Annotated in this window: 14 protein-coding genes and 3 pseudogenes; 14 read left to right on the top strand and 3 right to left on the bottom strand. The window is 45.0% G+C overall.

Annotated features, from left to right (window positions below):
* The first annotated feature begins 16 nt into the window (after window positions 1-16).
* From nuoI to NI465_RS03045, 10 genes and pseudogenes are all read left to right on the top strand, one after another.
* Complete coding sequence (gene nuoI, locus NI465_RS03090; protein WP_253144261.1) at window positions 17-559, top strand: NADH-quinone oxidoreductase subunit NuoI; 543 nt, start codon at window positions 17-19, stop codon at window positions 557-559.
* On the top strand, window positions 559-1,077 hold the full coding sequence (gene nuoJ / locus NI465_RS03085; RefSeq protein ID WP_171054322.1) for an NADH-quinone oxidoreductase subunit J: 519 nt from the start codon (window positions 559-561) through the stop codon (window positions 1,075-1,077). Before nuoI ends, nuoJ begins: the two co-directional genes overlap by 1 nt.
* Window positions 1,077-1,385 carry an NADH-quinone oxidoreductase subunit NuoK gene (gene nuoK, locus NI465_RS03080; RefSeq protein ID WP_004280769.1) on the top strand — a complete coding sequence of 103 codons (309 nt, stop codon included), beginning with the start codon at window positions 1,077-1,079 and terminating at the stop codon, window positions 1,383-1,385. The genes nuoJ and nuoK overlap by 1 nt, the downstream gene beginning before the upstream one ends.
* Window positions 1,382-3,277, top strand: coding sequence for an NADH-quinone oxidoreductase subunit L (gene nuoL, locus NI465_RS03075; protein ID WP_216986262.1), 1,896 nt, complete (start codon window positions 1,382-1,384; stop codon window positions 3,275-3,277). The genes nuoK and nuoL overlap by 4 nt, the downstream gene beginning before the upstream one ends.
* A 1-nt stretch (window position 3,278) precedes the next feature.
* Window positions 3,279-4,892, top strand: a complete 1,614-nt coding sequence (nuoM, locus tag NI465_RS03070) for an NADH-quinone oxidoreductase subunit M (RefSeq protein ID WP_004280767.1) — start codon at window positions 3,279-3,281, stop codon at window positions 4,890-4,892.
* Between the two features lie 3 nt (window positions 4,893-4,895).
* The gene (nuoN, locus tag NI465_RS03065; RefSeq protein ID WP_253144260.1) at window positions 4,896-6,440 is read left to right on the top strand and encodes an NADH-quinone oxidoreductase subunit NuoN; all 1,545 of its coding nucleotides are present in this window, start codon (window positions 4,896-4,898) and stop codon (window positions 6,438-6,440) included.
* A 123-nt stretch (window positions 6,441-6,563) separates the two neighbouring features.
* Window positions 6,564-7,199 carry a uracil phosphoribosyltransferase gene (gene upp, locus NI465_RS03060; RefSeq protein ID WP_180086389.1) on the top strand — a complete coding sequence of 212 codons (636 nt, stop codon included), beginning with the start codon at window positions 6,564-6,566 and terminating at the stop codon, window positions 7,197-7,199.
* Between the two features lie 84 nt (window positions 7,200-7,283).
* Complete coding sequence (locus NI465_RS03055) at window positions 7,284-7,577, top strand: cold shock domain-containing protein (protein WP_004732065.1); 294 nt, start codon at window positions 7,284-7,286, stop codon at window positions 7,575-7,577.
* A gap of 192 nt (window positions 7,578-7,769) precedes the next feature.
* Window positions 7,770-8,128, top strand: a pseudogene (locus tag NI465_RS03050) (hypothetical protein).
* A 161-nt stretch (window positions 8,129-8,289) separates the two neighbouring features.
* On the top strand, window positions 8,290-9,012 hold the full coding sequence (locus NI465_RS03045; protein WP_243475181.1) for a cold shock domain-containing protein: 723 nt from the start codon (window positions 8,290-8,292) through the stop codon (window positions 9,010-9,012).
* Window positions 9,013-9,051: 39 nt separating this feature from the next.
* On the opposite strand, the gene gigC is transcribed toward NI465_RS03045, so the two are convergent.
* On the bottom strand, window positions 9,052-9,930 hold the full coding sequence (gigC, locus tag NI465_RS03040) for a LysR family transcriptional regulator GigC (protein WP_004280761.1): 879 nt from the start codon (window positions 9,928-9,930) through the stop codon (window positions 9,052-9,054).
* A gap of 86 nt (window positions 9,931-10,016) precedes the next feature.
* On the opposite strand from gigC, the gene NI465_RS03035 reads away from it, so the two are divergent.
* The gene (locus NI465_RS03035) at window positions 10,017-10,778 is read left to right on the top strand and encodes a ferredoxin--NADP reductase (protein ID WP_180180497.1); all 762 of its coding nucleotides are present in this window, start codon (window positions 10,017-10,019) and stop codon (window positions 10,776-10,778) included.
* Window positions 10,779-10,952: 174 nt separating this feature from the next.
* Here NI465_RS03035 and NI465_RS03030 read toward each other — a convergent pair.
* Window positions 10,953-11,315: pseudogene (locus NI465_RS03030) on the bottom strand (transposase domain-containing protein); the annotation flags it as partial.
* A gap of 109 nt (window positions 11,316-11,424) precedes the next feature.
* Window positions 11,425-11,847 (bottom strand): hypothetical protein, encoded by a 423-nt coding sequence (locus tag NI465_RS03025; RefSeq protein WP_004280758.1) that lies wholly within the window; start codon window positions 11,845-11,847, stop codon window positions 11,425-11,427.
* Between the two features lie 149 nt (window positions 11,848-11,996).
* Between NI465_RS03025 and NI465_RS16815 the strand changes: the two genes are divergently transcribed.
* The 3 genes and pseudogenes from NI465_RS16815 to NI465_RS03015 all read left to right on the top strand — a co-directional run bounded on the left by NI465_RS16815 (window position 11,997) and on the right by NI465_RS03015 (window position 14,648).
* Complete coding sequence (locus tag NI465_RS16815) at window positions 11,997-12,128, top strand: hypothetical protein (protein WP_435575055.1); 132 nt, start codon at window positions 11,997-11,999, stop codon at window positions 12,126-12,128.
* A pseudogene (eat, locus tag NI465_RS03020) lies at window positions 12,101-13,237 on the top strand (ethanolamine permease); the annotation flags it as partial. The gene NI465_RS16815 and the pseudogene eat, both read left to right, overlap by 28 nt.
* 25 nt (window positions 13,238-13,262) lie before the next feature.
* Entirely contained in the window at window positions 13,263-14,648 is a 1,386-nt protein-coding gene (locus tag NI465_RS03015; protein WP_253144258.1) for an ethanolamine ammonia-lyase subunit EutB, read from the top strand.
* The last annotated feature ends 3 nt before the right edge of the window (window positions 14,649-14,651 follow it).

Genomic DNA, 14,651 nt, shown 5'->3' with positions numbered 1-14,651 from the left:
CAGCAGGGAGAACAAAATGTTTAAATTTCTAGCTGGATTCGGGTCAATCGTTCGTTCGTTGTGGATGGTGTTCAGCCACGCAACACGTAAACGTGACACCATTTTATATCCGGAAGTGCCGGCCGAAGAAATCGTGCCACCACGCTTCCGTGGTCGTATTGTATTGACACGCGACCCTGATGGCGAAGAACGCTGTGTGGCATGTAACCTGTGTGCGGTTGCCTGTCCGGTAGGCTGTATTTCACTACAAAAAGCAGAACGTGAAGATGGTCGCTGGTATCCAGAATTTTTCCGTATCAACTTCTCGCGTTGTATTTTCTGCGGTATGTGTGAAGAAGCGTGTCCAACCACTGCGATTCAGATGACTCCAGATTTTGAGCTCAGCGAATATGTTCGTCAGGACTTGGTCTATGAAAAAGAACACCTGCTGATTTCTGGTCCTGGTAAATATCCTGACTATAACTTCTACCGTGTAACCGGTATGGCAGTTGCAGGCAAGGACAAAGGTCAAGCACAGCGTGAAAGTGCACCTGTTGATGTACGGAGTCTATTACCATGATGTGGCCATTTTATTTAATGGCCCTCGTGGCCATTGTCTCTACGGTTCGCGTGGTGACTAACGCGAATCCGGTACATGCTTTATTAAGCCTGATCGTGTCATTGCTTGCAGTCGCAGGCATGTTCCTGATCGTCGGTGCACCATTCGCTGGTGCGCTGGAAGTGATCGTTTATGCGGGCGCGATCATGGTGTTGTTCGTGTTCGTGGTGATGATGCTGAACCTGGGTGAGCAGACCGTTGAACAAGAACGAAAATGGTTGACTTCATCGGCTTGGGCTTATCCGGCGTTGATGAGCTTCCTGATCGGTTTGGTGCTGGTATGGGTATTAAACTCTGATTACACACAAGCTTCACTGGTAATGGGTACAGAAATGGTGGGCCCGAAAGCAGTGGGTCAAGCACTCTTTACGCAATACTTGTTGTTGGTTGAAGTTGCCGCGATGTTATTGCTTGCTGCCTTGGTAGCTGCATTCCATTTGGGTAAACGTGAACCAGATGCAGAAGAGGAAAAAGAATAATGGGCAACATCCCTTTAGAGCATGGTTTGATCGTTGCATCTATTCTCTTTGCACTGGGTTTTTACGGTGTAATGGTGCGACGCAACCTACTATTTATTTTAATGAGCCTTGAAATCATGATGAACGCTGCTGCTTTAGCGTTCGTCCTGGCGGGCAGTGCATGGGCACAGCCAGATGGTCAGATCATGTTTATCCTGATCCTGACGCTTGCTGCGGCAGAGGCTTGTATTGGTCTTGCGATCGTCCTTCAGTTCTATCATCGCTTCCATCACCTGGATGTGGATGCTGCTAGTGAGATGCGCGGATGAGTTATTTATATCTAACAATTTTATTTCCGCTCATTGGTTTTGTCCTGTTAGCGGCGGGGCGCAACAAGCTTCCGGAATCTGTTGCAGCCATTATTGGTGTGGGTGCAGTCGGTTTATCTGCACTGTTCGCACTGATTGCGGGTATGGACTTTGTGAATAATGGTTCAACTGCAGTAGTACAACATCTCTGGACCTGGTTCAGTGTTGGCGGTTTTGCTCCTGGCATCAGCTTGCAGCTGGATGGCTTGTCTTTATTGATGCTGGGTATGGTCACTGGTGTGGGTTTCTTGATTCACATCTTTGCATCATGGTATATGCGCGGTGAAGAAGACTTCGCACGTTTCTTCTCTTACTTTAACCTTTTCGTTGCAAGCATGTTATTGCTGGTACTGGGTGACAACCTGGCGTTATTATTCCTGGGTTGGGAAGGCGTAGGTCTGTGTTCATACCTGTTGATCGGTTATTACTACCAGAACCCTGCAAATGGTCTGGCGGCAATCAAGGCATTTACTGTTACCCGTATCGGTGACGTATTCCTGCTGATTGCCATGTTCCTGATCTTCCAGCAATTCGGTACCTTGAACATTCAGTACATCGTTGAAAATGCAGCGACTGTAATGACACAAAGTTCATCTCTGACCATCTGGACAGCATTGTTATTGTTCTTGGGTGCGGCGGGTAAATCTGCACAGATCCCGTTACAAACATGGTTAGCCGATGCGATGGCAGGTCCGACACCTGTTTCTGCATTGATCCATGCTGCAACCATGGTAACTGCGGGTGTTTACCTGTGCTGCCGTCTGTTCGCAGTCTTTGAACTTGCGCCAGAAGTGATGGTGTTTATTTCGATCACAGGTGCGGTGACTTTGCTTGTGGCTGGTTTTGCTGCACTGGTTCAAACTGACATTAAACGTATTCTGGCTTACTCAACCATGAGTCAGCTGGGTTATATGTTTATGGCGGTGGGTGCTGAAGCATACCAAGCGGGTCTGTTCCATATGCTGACTCACGCATTCTTCAAGGCATTATTGTTCTTGTCATCTGGTGCGGTGATTCTGGCTTACCATCACGAACAAAACATCTTCAAGATGGGCGGTCTGTTCTACAAGAACAAATTCCTGTTTGCATGTTTCGCGATTGGTGGCGGTGCATTGGCAGCGATTCCATTCCTGACGATTGGTTTCTTCTCAAAAGATGCGATTCTTGCTGCAGTCTGGACGCAAAGTCATATTGCTGGTTTGCCAGTATATAACACGCTGTACTGGGTCGGTGTTGCAGGTGCATTCTTAACCTCTATTTATACATTCCGTTTAATTTGGGTTGTATTCTTTGGCAAAGAAAACACACCTTATCATGAAATCCAAGGTGCAACTTACTGGGCGCCACTGGCAATTCTTGCTGTACTTTCAACAGGTCTGGCGATCGTCCTGAAAGCACCGGTAATGAGCATTCTGGATGCAGCCCAAATTCCAGCCTTCATTATTCCTGAAGCGCTTGAAGCAGGTGCACATGGTGCTGAATACATCGCAATCGCTGTTGCTTTAACAGGTCTTGCAGTCGGTGTCGTGCTGTTCGCTTTTGCTTACAATGCAGTCAAACGTTTTGCAGCCACTTCTGTAGGTGCTGGCCTGGTCAACATCTGCCGTAACGCATTAGGTTTCGATACGCTGTATGACCTCATTTTCGTGAAGCCATATTTAATGTTCGCGAAGATCTTTGGTCGTGATCCAATTGATGGCCTATGGCTGGTACTTCCTGCACTTGTTAAAGGTGGTCACAGCTTTACAAGTTCACGTCAAACCGGTTCACTGCGTGAATATGCATCTAGTATGGGGCTCGGTGTCGTTGTCCTACTGATGATCTTGATCGTGATTCAGGTCGTGGGGAAATAAAATGGAAGCTCCAAACAATATTATTTTGCCGGCTCTGATCCTCATTCCGTTCATTGCAGGTTTCATATGCTGGTTGGTCGATAAACTCGACCAACACTTGCCGCGTTATATCGCGCTGATCGGTATGCTGGTGACCTTGGTCTTGACCATAGTCCTTTGGCAGACTGGTACTTACAACTATGAATTAGGCGGTGCTACACCTTCGTGGGCTGCCGAATTCAAATTGCCTTGGATTCAAACCCTGGGCATTAACATTCACTTAGCAGTGGATGGTTTATCACTTCTTATGGTTGGCTTGACTGCACTCCTGGGTGTATTGGCAGTAGGCTGTTCATGGGGCGAGATTCAAAAGAACGTTGGTTTCTTCCACTTGAACCTTTTATGGTCTTTAGGTGGTGTCATCGGTGTGTTTCTGGCGATTGACTTATTCCTGTTCTTCTTCTTCTGGGAGATGATGCTGGTGCCGATCTACTTCCTGATTGCCCTTTGGGGTCATAAAGGGGCAGAGGGCAAGTCACGTGTTTATGCAGCTAACAAGTTCTTCATTTACACGCAGGTTGCCGGTTTGGTGATGCTGATTGGTATCCTTGGTCTGGTGACTGTGGGCTATACCATGACTGGCGAAATCCGTTTCGACTACAACTATCTATTAGGTGTGGCGAATACGCTTGACGCTCAGGCGCCAGCGGTGGCTTATGCATTCATGATCTGTTTATTCATCGGTTTTGCGGTAAAACTTCCAGTTTTCCCATTACACGGCTGGTTACCAGATGCACATGCACAAGCACCAACTGCGGGTTCTGTCGATCTTGCAGGTATCTTGATTAAGACTGCGGCGTACGGTTTATTACGTTTCGTGATTCCGTTCTTCCCGGCAGCGTCTGCACAGTTTGCAGACTTCGCAATCATTCTTGGTTTAATCGGTATTTTCTACGGTGCTTGGTGTGCTTTCCAGCAAACCGACATGAAACGCCTGTTGGCTTATACCTCTATTTCACACATGGGCTTCGTTTTACTTGCGATCTACGCAGGTAACATCCTGACCTTCCAAGGTCTGATGATCATGATGTTGGCACATGGTATTTCATCTGCTGCACTGTTCATTATGTGTGGTCAGGTATATGAGCGTGTGCATACGCGTGATATGCGTTTGATGGGTGGTATGCGTGGTCAATTCCCGTATCTTGCATTCTTCCTGATGTTCTTCGTTGCGGCGTTGGTTGGTATTCCAGGTCTAGGTAACTTCATTGGTGAGTTCCTGATCCTGATGGGTGCTTATGCGAAATTTCCGGCGTTTACCATTCTTGCGGCAATCAGCTTGGTATTTGCGGGTTTGTACGGTTTGATCCTGATTCACAAAGCCCTGTTTGGTGTACCAAATGAAGCACAACAGCAGCACTATACAAATCCATTAAAAGATCTAAATGCACGTGAAATCGCATTATTGTTGATCTGTGCGTTTGGTCTACTTTGGCTTGGTCTATATCCACAAAGCTTCCTTGACGTTTCTAACTCAAGCATGGCGTGGTTAGCGAATAGCTACATTCCAGTTCAAGAAGTGGTTGAAGTTGCTGATCAAGTAACGACTCAACTTGAAAATGTGGAGATCCAATAAGCCATGAACTTCACAATGTCTTTTTCTGAGCTTATGCCTCTAGCACCTGTGATGATCGTGTCGTTAACTGCGATCGTCGTGATGTTGCTGACCGCAATCAAGCGTAACCATAACTTGGTGGCTACCACCACGGTGATTGGTTTAAACCTTGCTGCGTTCTATATCATTTTCGTTTTGTTGGCAGGCGTGTTTGCACCTGCCAACGTGATGAATCTGTTCATCGTAGATCCATTTACGATGCTGTACCAGTTTGTGGTCCTGATTGCTGCACTTGCATGTGCAACGCTATCTCACGCGTATATCGAAACCTATAAAGATAACCGTGAAGAGTTATATATCCTGATGCTGACATCCGTTGCGGGTGCCATGCTAATGGTGGCTAGCTCACACTATGCATCATTCTTTATCAGCCTTGAGTTGATGTCGATTCCTGTATATGGCTTGTTGGCATATACACATCAACGTTCTCAATCGCTTGAAGCGGGTGTGAAATATCTGGTGCTTTCAGCAACTGCGTCAGCAATGCTGCTCATGGGTATGGCATATATTTATGCATATACAGGTACTTTAAGTTTCGTGGCTGAACCAGGCAAACTGTTTACTGTATTCAGTCAACCGGCTGTCGTGATTGGTCTGGCATTAATTGTATTTGCAGTAGCATTTAAATTATCGCTGGCACCATTCCACAAATGGACACCAGACGTATATGCTGGTGCACCAGCGCCAATCGCGACTTTCCTTGCGACTGTTGCGAAAGTAGCCATGATTGGTCTGTTTGTTCGTTATGCGTTGTCTTCGGGTCTAATTCTGGCAGACAGCTTCGTAACGATCATTTCAATCATTGCAGTTCTGTCTATCCTTGCAGGTAACCTGCTGGCGGTTCGCCAAGTGAACTTGAAACGTATCCTGGCATACTCTTCAATTGCACACTTTGGTTATTTGCTGGTTGCCATCGTAAGTTCACGTAATACGGATTTCTTACAAGTTCAAGGTTTCGCGACTTTTGAAAGTGTAAACGTCTACGTGATTACTTATGTATTAACCACGATCGGTGCGTTCGGTGTTGTTACGCTGATGTCTAGTCCGTATAACAATACGGATGAAGCGGGTAGTCTGGCTGAATACCGTGGTCTGTTCTGGCGCCGTCCAGTATTGACTGCTGTATTGACGGTGATGATGCTGTCTCTTGCAGGTATTCCTTTAACTGCCGGCTTTATCGGTAAGTTCCTGGTAATTAAAACTGCGGTTGCAGGCGAAGCCTGGTTCCTGACTGCGATGGTTATCTTGGGTTCTGGTATCGGTTTGTATTACTACCTGCGCGTAATGGTTGTACTTTACATGACACCACCTGAAACACCACGTCTAGATGCGGTGAATCATTGGGGTCAAAAAGTCGGTGGTATCATGGTACTTCTTGCTGCGCTTGCGGTACTTGTGATCGGTGTCTACCCAGATCCGGTGATTGCAGTGTCTAAATATGCATTCTTTGCCATGTCACCTGAATTGCAACAGTTCATTTTCACTTTGGTTCAAAGTGGTTTTAACTAATATCTGTAAAGATTGACGTTATTACAAAAAAGCCTCCATGATTGGGGGCTTTTTTATTTATACAAATCAATAAAAGCCTTTATAATAGCGGAAATTTATCTTTAACCTTTTAGGTGTTCTCCCGTGGCAATCCATGAAATCCGTCATCCACTCATTCGACATAAGCTTGGTTTACTCCGTCGTGCAGATATCAGTACCAAGAATTTCCGTGAGTTAGCTCAAGAAGTGACCATGCTTCTAACTTATGAAGCAACTAAAGACCTGCCAATGGTTGAACATGACATTGATGGCTGGAATGGTGCTGTTACAGTTGACCGTATCGCGGGTAAAAAAATCACGGTTGTGCCAATTTTACGTGCCGGTATTGGAATGCTTGACGGTTTCCTGAACCTGATTCCAAGTGCAAAAGTATCGGTACTTGGTTTAGAGCGTGATGAAGAAACTCTGGAAGCACGTACCTATTATAAAAAACTGGTTCCAGATGTACAAAACCGTATCGCGATGATCATTGATCCAATGTTGGCGACAGGTTCTTCTTTAGTAGCTGCAATTGATGTACTGAAAGTCAGCGGCTGTAAAGACATTCGTGTGATGGTTCTGGTTGCTGCACCAGAAGGCATTAAGCGCGTAGAAGCTACGCATCCGGATGTCGTGATTTTTACGGCTTCTATCGATAATGGCTTAAATGAAAATGGTTATATCGTTCCAGGTCTTGGCGATGCTGGCGATAAAATCTTTGGTTCAGTTCAAAAAGACTAATTTTTGAATATGATGAAAAAAGGGGCTACTACAGCCTCTTTTTTATATAATGTAGACAGGGCATTTTCAGGATAGGACAATAGCATGAAAGATGAATTGTATCAGGGCAAAATCAAACAGTATGACCCTGCCAAAGGTTTCGGTTTTATTGGCTGCGCTGAGGGAGATGTATTCTTCCATATTTCAGACTTCCCTGCGGCAGAAGGCGAGCCAAAACGTAATGAACGCGTAAAATTTAATGTTGTTGAAAATGGCGATAAGTACAAAGCGATTAAGATTGAACGTGTCGAAGACAACTCAAAGAAAGCTAAAAAAACCAAAGTGGCGACACACAATAAATCAATTACATCGGCATTGTTAAATAACTTCCGTGGTTAATGGATAATCTTCATACTTAAATCGTGTTTAGTCACATTTAAAAAGAGGCTTTCGAGCCTCTTTTTTATAGTGCCACCGTTTAGATATTCAAAGAGACAGCCAGCACATAAAAAATCCACCAAACAGCAACAATGCTGAACATTTCCGTTGGCTTAGAATACAAATTAAATGAATTCTATAGAGAAAAGTGTCATGTTTACGGATGGAAAAATTAAAACTTACGATTCCGAACGTGGTATGGGTACTTTGGAGTTGATAGGAGAAGCTCAAGATTTAAGTTTCGAGTTACAGGATTTACCTTCGCCTGAAATTGAACCACAAATTGGAGAGCGGCTTAAATTTAGAATCATTCCCCAACAAGGCAGCATGACATTAGACAACATGGTACGTCTAGATATTAAAGTGCAGGATGAATTTGTGCCAGAAGTCGTCGCCTTGCAATCCTTGGCACCCACAGTCGCTGTTCCTGTACGTAATTCACTTTTCTTTAGTCCGCCCTTTGGTTGGCAATGGCATCAGCTGTTGGGTTTATGATTTTTGGTGAAGTATAAATAAAAAAGAAATTTTAATTTTTTACTTTTAACTAGGGATCTATTCTTCCGCTATAAGATGCACATCTAGTTTTTGTGTTTCTGCTTTAGAGAATTTTACAAAAGATTTTCATTCTCTTTTTGATTACAATCATAAAAAATATTAAAGATAAGAGCGAATTATGTTTCAAGAGGGGAAAATCAAAACCTATAACGAAGATCGTGGTTTTGGTTTTATTCAGATCGAAGGACAATCTAAAGATTTATTTTTTCACGTCAAAGACTTTCCCAATAAAAATATTCCGCCAAGAATTGGGGAAAAATTAAAGTTTTTAATTGTAGAAGAGAATGGAAAGTTTAAGGCGGACCATATTGTTCGCTTGGATGTTAAAGCAACGATGCCTGTTTCGCAGAATAATGATCTACATAGAGATATTGAAACCAGAGCTTCTCCACGTTATGAAAAGAAAAAATCATCAACTACATCAAAAATAATCACAATATCAGGACTGGTGATTATTGTGATTCTTGCTGCTCTTGTTTATAACAAATACCAAAGCTACCAAGTTCAAAAACAGCAAAAGCTTGAAGGACTGATGGTAGAGCAGCAACGAATTGTCGCTGAGCAGCGAGCAGCGCAAGGTGATCTACCTATGCAAGGATTATCTGAGCAGGGCAGGAAGAACCTGGAAAATCGTGGTGCTGAGTTAAGAATCCAAAGTAACCCCGTTAATATAAAAACTTCAGCAACGGCTTCGCCATCTGTATCTCAATTTAAATGCGATGGTCGGGAACACTGTAGTCAGATGGGTTCTTATGAGGAAGCATTATTTTTTATTCGTAACTGTCCAAATACCAAAATGGATGGTGACGGAGATGGGATACCATGTGAAAGTCAGTTTTGATGAATCATAAAAAAAGCACCTTAAGGTGCTTTTCATATTTTAGCTTTCACAAAAATTCATAAAGGCTCTCAGACCTGGACCCTGATATTTCTGGCGATGTACCAGCATGAACAGCGGACGAGTCAGCGACCAGAATGGTGTATCCAGAATTACCAGTTGACCTTTTTCACGTAAAGGCTCAATCGCAAGTTTGGAAATGCAGGACATACCAATTCCGCCCGCTACAATTTTTAAAATCGCTTCATTATGACCGAGTGTTAGACGGATATTGGCATCTGGTACATCTTTCAAGATGGCATTGTCAAACACCTCACGGGTACCTGAACCTTCTTCACGCAAAATCCATTCTACAGATTTGAAATCTTCAGCGGTTAGTTCACGGTTCAATTGCGCAAGAGGGTGGTCTGGCGCACAGCACACAGCCAGCTCATCATCACGCCAATGGATACATTGGAGCTGTGGCAAATGACATGAACCTTCAATTAAGGCAAGATCCAGCTGGAACTGATTCACCGCTTCAATCATTTGACGGGTATTACCGACTTGAAGCTGTAAATGTGCTTGCGGCTTGATTTTCAAGAAATCGGCCATTAGGTCAGGAATCAGGTAATCTGAAATCGTCAGGGTTGCACCTAAACGTAAATCGATACTTTGAAGCTCACCTTTAGCGACTTGTTCAAAAGATTCACAACGACCTAAAATTTCCAGGGCTTGAGGGAGAAGAAAGCGCCCCAGGTCATTCAGCTGTAAACGTTTGCCTAGACGGTCAAATAGTGGAGCACCCAGACCATCTTCCAGATCTGCTAAAGCCATACTAGCCGCACTTTGTGTAAGCTTGACGGCATCGCTAGCCTTCGTTACGGTACCCTCTTGTGCCACTGCTACAAAAACAGCCAATTGGCGTAAAGTCATGCGCATGAGTAGAGCCTTAACATTTAAAAAAATATTAATAAATTATGTTGCCATGCTACCATGAGCATAGTCTTTCATGCCACGTTGAAATCATGTCAATTGAAAAATTTACCCGAGAAAAAGTTTTATCTGTACACCGTTGGACCAATACATTATTTAGTTTTACGATGACACGCCCGGCACATTTCAAATTTACGGCAGGGCAGTTTGCGCGTATTGGTTTGCAAGTGGGGGATGAACTGGTGGTTCGTGCCTATTCGGTAGTGTCATCTCCTTTTGATGAAACTCTGGAGTTTTTCTCGATTGTCGTTCCAGAAGGTAAATTTACTTCCAATTTACAGCACCTCAAAGTCGGGGATGTGCTGCATCTGGAAAAAATTCCTTATGGTTATCTGACTCTGGCACGTTATCAATTGCCTTTGCCTAAAGACTTGTGGTTACTGGGTACCGGCACGGGGCTGGCACCGTTTATTTGTATGTTGCAAGACTTTGAAACCTGGAGCAAATACGAAAAAATCAATCTGGTTTATAGTGTGCGCACCCGGGCAGAACTCGCTTATGTAGACCGGATTCAGGAAATCGCCGAGACCTTTGGTGAAGGACATACCGGTTTTAAGTTTATCCCGATTATTACCCGTGAGCCTGATGCACCTTTGCACGACCGTTTACCGATTTTGATTGCCAATGGTGAGCTGGAAAAGGCAGCAGGTATCGCGTTTAATCCGGAAACGACGCATGTCATGCTTTGTGGTAACCCGGATATGGTCGATGATACCAAAGAAGCCTTAAAAGCTCGTGGCCTGACCATGAACCGTCGTGGTGAAGGAAATATTGCGGTCGAGAATTACTGGTAAGGTTGAAGGATTTACGAGCAAAACCCCCTGCTTGAAGGCAATGCGGTTCCTTTAACAGGAGCGGCATTGTGATCTAAGGGATAACGGTTTTTTAACATTTTGACTCTCCGAAGCCTTGTAGGCCTCTCTAAAACAAACTACCTATCCCTGTCTAAGTTCCGACAGCCCAGCCGGATAATGCTCTTGTCCCCAGTGCTGATCGGTCTGGTGAAATAGCCACTCCACAGAATCTGCACCAAGATGTTTACGTGTATTGGTTAGACTAATGCGCGTCAGCAAGTCATAAGAGGCTAACCACTGAGTGCAAATATTGAGTCTTCTTGCTGCTTCATGGATGAGGACATCACGGAAAATCGCCATTCCAAGAACCAGCCAAAGTACCTGATCCGCAGGCAAGCACCGCCTGCGAATAGTCGCGGGACTGCTCAATCTGAGTGTGGACTTGACCCACTCAACGGGGATATTGTGAATAAAAGTACTCAGATTCGAGAGCTTAAACAGATTGTTAAGATCTAAAATATCCTGCTGAAATACCATAAAAAAATCCGATGCCAAACCTGACATCGGATTCTCTAATGAATTCCAAAATGATTCAAATGCTTAAGTAAACAGCATTGCCCATTGCGGAGGTTTTTTCGATTCAAGCTTAATGCACAAACATATCCATTGATTCACGGATTTCCTGAATGGCGGTTTCGACATCGGGACTGAGCCAGGTCGGTTCAAAAAATCCGGCATAGTGCTCAATACGGTCTGCAGGCACCACCAGGCGCACTGGACAGTCTTCTTCCAGTAAACGCCATGGAATAATCGGCACTTCATTATCCAGCCATGCTGTCACATCTCGAATATCGATAATCATCGCATTCACACAGTCCGGAAAAGGCATCACGGAAAATTCTTCGGTACGACGACGGAAATATTCCAGATCCTGCCAGCGAAGCAGGAAGCTTGGCTTGCTAAATTCAATAATTCCAATCAGATGCTGATCACGGCTGTAGTGCAGCGTACATTGATGTGTGACGTCAGTATCAAGATCAAGCGATACACTTTGTTGACGATACGCCATATAACTCGGGTGTATAAATGAGAAGGTGGATAATTATAACGCATTTCATCGCTGAAAGGCAGCGTCTCAACTGTCTTCACTAAAGCCTGCGGAACTGGTATGGCTTATGCATATCTTCAGGGAACAACGATAAAAACAACGAGGTTGCTATGTCAGAGTCAAAAAGTGTGATTGATGCCAGTGTGACTGAAACAGCAGTACAAGAAGATTATTTTGCCTTGCGCCAGTTCAAGAAAGGTGCTGTAGGCTGGCTGCTTTTGGTCCCTTTGGCGGCTATCTGACCGGAAGTGCCATCCTGATTGAATATGCTATCGCACCGGCAGCAATTGCCTGTTTCATTGGTGCCTATTGCGAAGCCCTGTTTGGTATTGGCGGCTGGATCATTTATCTGGTGAGCTATCTGGTGTTTATGGGCTTGCATCTGAAAGGTGCCGGTGAGGCACTCAAAATCATGTTTGTGATTACCGCAATTGCTGCGGTAGCCTTGATGGTGTTCATCTTTGGCATGTTGCCCCATTTTAATAGTGCAAACCTGTTTGATATTGCGGTCAGTACGGAAGCGGCGGGTGCAAGCAGTTTCCTACCATTGGGCTATCTGGGCATCTGGGCAGCAGTGCCTTATGCGATCTGGTTTTTTCTGGCAGTTGAAGGGGTGCTGCTGGCAGCAGAGGAGGCCAAAGAGCCAGCTAAATCCTTGCCGCGTGGCCTGATTGGTTCCATGCTGATTCTGGCATTCTTTGCGCTAAGTATTTTGTTACTCGGTCCTGGCGCAGCAGGTGCAGATACGCTGAAAGATTCCGGTGCGCCACTGGTTGATGCTTTAGTAGCGGTTTATGGGGCCAATACTTGGATGGCAAGTTTCGTGAATTTTGTTGGGCTGGCGGGTCTGATTGCCAGTTTCTTCTCGATTATCTATGCCTATTCCCGTCAAATTTTTGCGCTCTCACGTGCCGGTTATTTACCGAAAAAATTGTCCTTAACCAACAGCAATCATGCACCTTATTTGGCCATTATTATTCCGGGCATTATTGGATTCCTGCTATCCCTTTCAGGTGAAGGTGATTTGCTGATTCTGATGGCGGTCTTTGGTGCTACGATTTCCTATGTCTTGATGATGATGTCCTACATCAAGCTTAAACTGTCTCGACCAAATCTGGCACGTCCGTATAAAGCACCGGGCGGTATTGTGACTGCGTCCATTGCGCTGGTACTTGCTGCGATTGCAGTGGTTGCAGGCTTTCTGGTCGATCCAAAAGTCTGGTTAATGGCAGCCGCTATTTACGTGGCACTGATTCTCTATTTCCTACTGTATAGCCGTCATCATCTGGTGGCCGGTACACCGGAAGAAGAATTTGTCCGTATCGAGGCAGCAGAAAAGGAATTGAAATAAACCATCTTGCAGGGAGAATACGCTTATGCTGTATCAGATCAATGTGGCCAGTCAGCATTATGTCTTTGAGGATTTAAAAACCTTATTGGCCAAGGCTACGCCTGAACGTTCTGGTGATCAGCTGGCAGGGATTGCGGCCGTGGATGCAACCGAGCGTGTCGCTGCACAAATGTGTCTGGCAGAAGTACCGTTACAGCAGTTTTTGCATGAAGCTGTGATTCCTTATGAGGCGGATGAAATCACCCGCCTGATTATGGATGAACATGATGCCGATGCTTTTTATCCGATCTCGCATTTTACTGTGGGGGATTTTCGTAACTGGCTGCTGAGTGCAGATGCCACCACAGAAAAACTTGCTGCTTTAAAAATGGGCTTGATTCCGGAAATGGTCGCAGCAGTGAGCAAAATTATGCGCAATCAGGATCTGATTCTGGTGGCAAAAAAATGTCGTGTAATCACACGTTTTAGAAATACCATTGGTCTGGAAGGTCATCTGTCGACACGTTTGCAGCCGAACCATCCGACTGATGATTTGATGGGAATTTCTGCATCTATTCTGGATGGGCTGATGTACGGCAATGGTGATGCAGTCATCGGAATCAACCCAGCTACAGATAATCTGCAGAATTTGACTGAGCTGCTCAAACTACTCGATCACGTTATTCAGGAATATGATATTCCGACTCAATCTTGTGTTTTGACCCATATCACTTCCGGCATTCAGCTCGCCAATAAAAATGTTCCGATTGATTTAATGTTTCAGTCTATTGCGGGAACCGAAAAAGCCAATACCGGTTTCGGCATCAATCTGGCGCTGTTACAGGAAGGTTATGAAGCCGCTCTAAGCCTGCAACGCGGCACCGTGGGCCAAAATGTCATGTATTTTGAAACCGGACAGGGCAGTGCCTTGTCTAGCAATGGGCATCATGGCGTGGACCAGCAGACTTTGGAAGCGCGTGCCTACGCCGTGGCGCGTAAGTTTAATCCCTTGCTGGTCAATACTGTAGTCGGCTTTATCGGGCCAGAATATCTGTATAACGGCAAGCAGATTATCCGGGCCGGGCTGGAAGATCATTTCTGTGGCAAGCTGCTCGGTGTGCCAATGGGCTGTGATATTTGCTACACCAATCATGCCTATGCCGATCAGGATGATATGGATATACTGCTGACCTTGCTTGCCAATGCCGGATTGAATTTTATCATGGGGATTCCCGGTTCAGATGATGTGATGCTGAACTATCAGACGACATCCTTTCATGATGCTCTTTATATTCGACAGTTATTAGGACTGAAACCAGCTCCTGAATTTGACCACTGGCTGGAGCAGCAGGGAATTTTGGCGCAACAGTCTAATCAGTTGCACTGGCCGACCGAATTGCCGAAGCAATTTTCACGTCTGATCTTGTCTTGAAGA

It is taken from the genome of Acinetobacter lwoffii (assembly GCF_024129855.1).
Classification (GTDB): Bacteria; Pseudomonadota; Gammaproteobacteria; order Pseudomonadales; family Moraxellaceae; genus Acinetobacter; species Acinetobacter lwoffii_L.
This window is presented reverse-complemented; position numbering and strand designations above follow the sequence as displayed.

Excerpts from the sequence above, each read along its gene's own strand:
- NI465_RS03055 (WP_004732065.1), top strand. The coding sequence starts at position 7,284 with ATGAAAGATGAATTGTATCAGGGCAAAATCAAACAGTATGACCCTGCC.
- nuoN (WP_253144260.1), top strand. The coding sequence starts at position 4,896 with ATGAACTTCACAATGTCTTTTTCTGAGCTTATGCCTCTAGCACCTGTG.
- nuoK (WP_004280769.1), top strand. The coding sequence starts at position 1,077 with ATGGGCAACATCCCTTTAGAGCATGGTTTGATCGTTGCATCTATTCTC.
- nuoM (WP_004280767.1), top strand. The coding sequence starts at position 3,279 with ATGGAAGCTCCAAACAATATTATTTTGCCGGCTCTGATCCTCATTCCG.
- NI465_RS03035 (WP_180180497.1), top strand. The coding sequence starts at position 10,017 with ATGTCAATTGAAAAATTTACCCGAGAAAAAGTTTTATCTGTACACCGT.
- NI465_RS16815 (WP_435575055.1), top strand. The coding sequence starts at position 11,997 with ATGTCAGAGTCAAAAAGTGTGATTGATGCCAGTGTGACTGAAACAGCA.
- NI465_RS03025 (WP_004280758.1), bottom strand. The coding sequence starts at position 11,847 with ATGGCGTATCGTCAACAAAGTGTATCGCTTGATCTTGATACTGACGTC.
- gigC (WP_004280761.1), bottom strand. The coding sequence starts at position 9,930 with ATGCGCATGACTTTACGCCAATTGGCTGTTTTTGTAGCAGTGGCACAA.
- NI465_RS03015 (WP_253144258.1), top strand. The coding sequence starts at position 13,263 with ATGCTGTATCAGATCAATGTGGCCAGTCAGCATTATGTCTTTGAGGAT.
- nuoJ (WP_171054322.1), top strand. The coding sequence starts at position 559 with ATGTGGCCATTTTATTTAATGGCCCTCGTGGCCATTGTCTCTACGGTT.
- NI465_RS03045 (WP_243475181.1), top strand. The coding sequence starts at position 8,290 with ATGTTTCAAGAGGGGAAAATCAAAACCTATAACGAAGATCGTGGTTTT.
- nuoI (WP_253144261.1), top strand. The coding sequence starts at position 17 with ATGTTTAAATTTCTAGCTGGATTCGGGTCAATCGTTCGTTCGTTGTGG.
- nuoL (WP_216986262.1), top strand. The coding sequence starts at position 1,382 with ATGAGTTATTTATATCTAACAATTTTATTTCCGCTCATTGGTTTTGTC.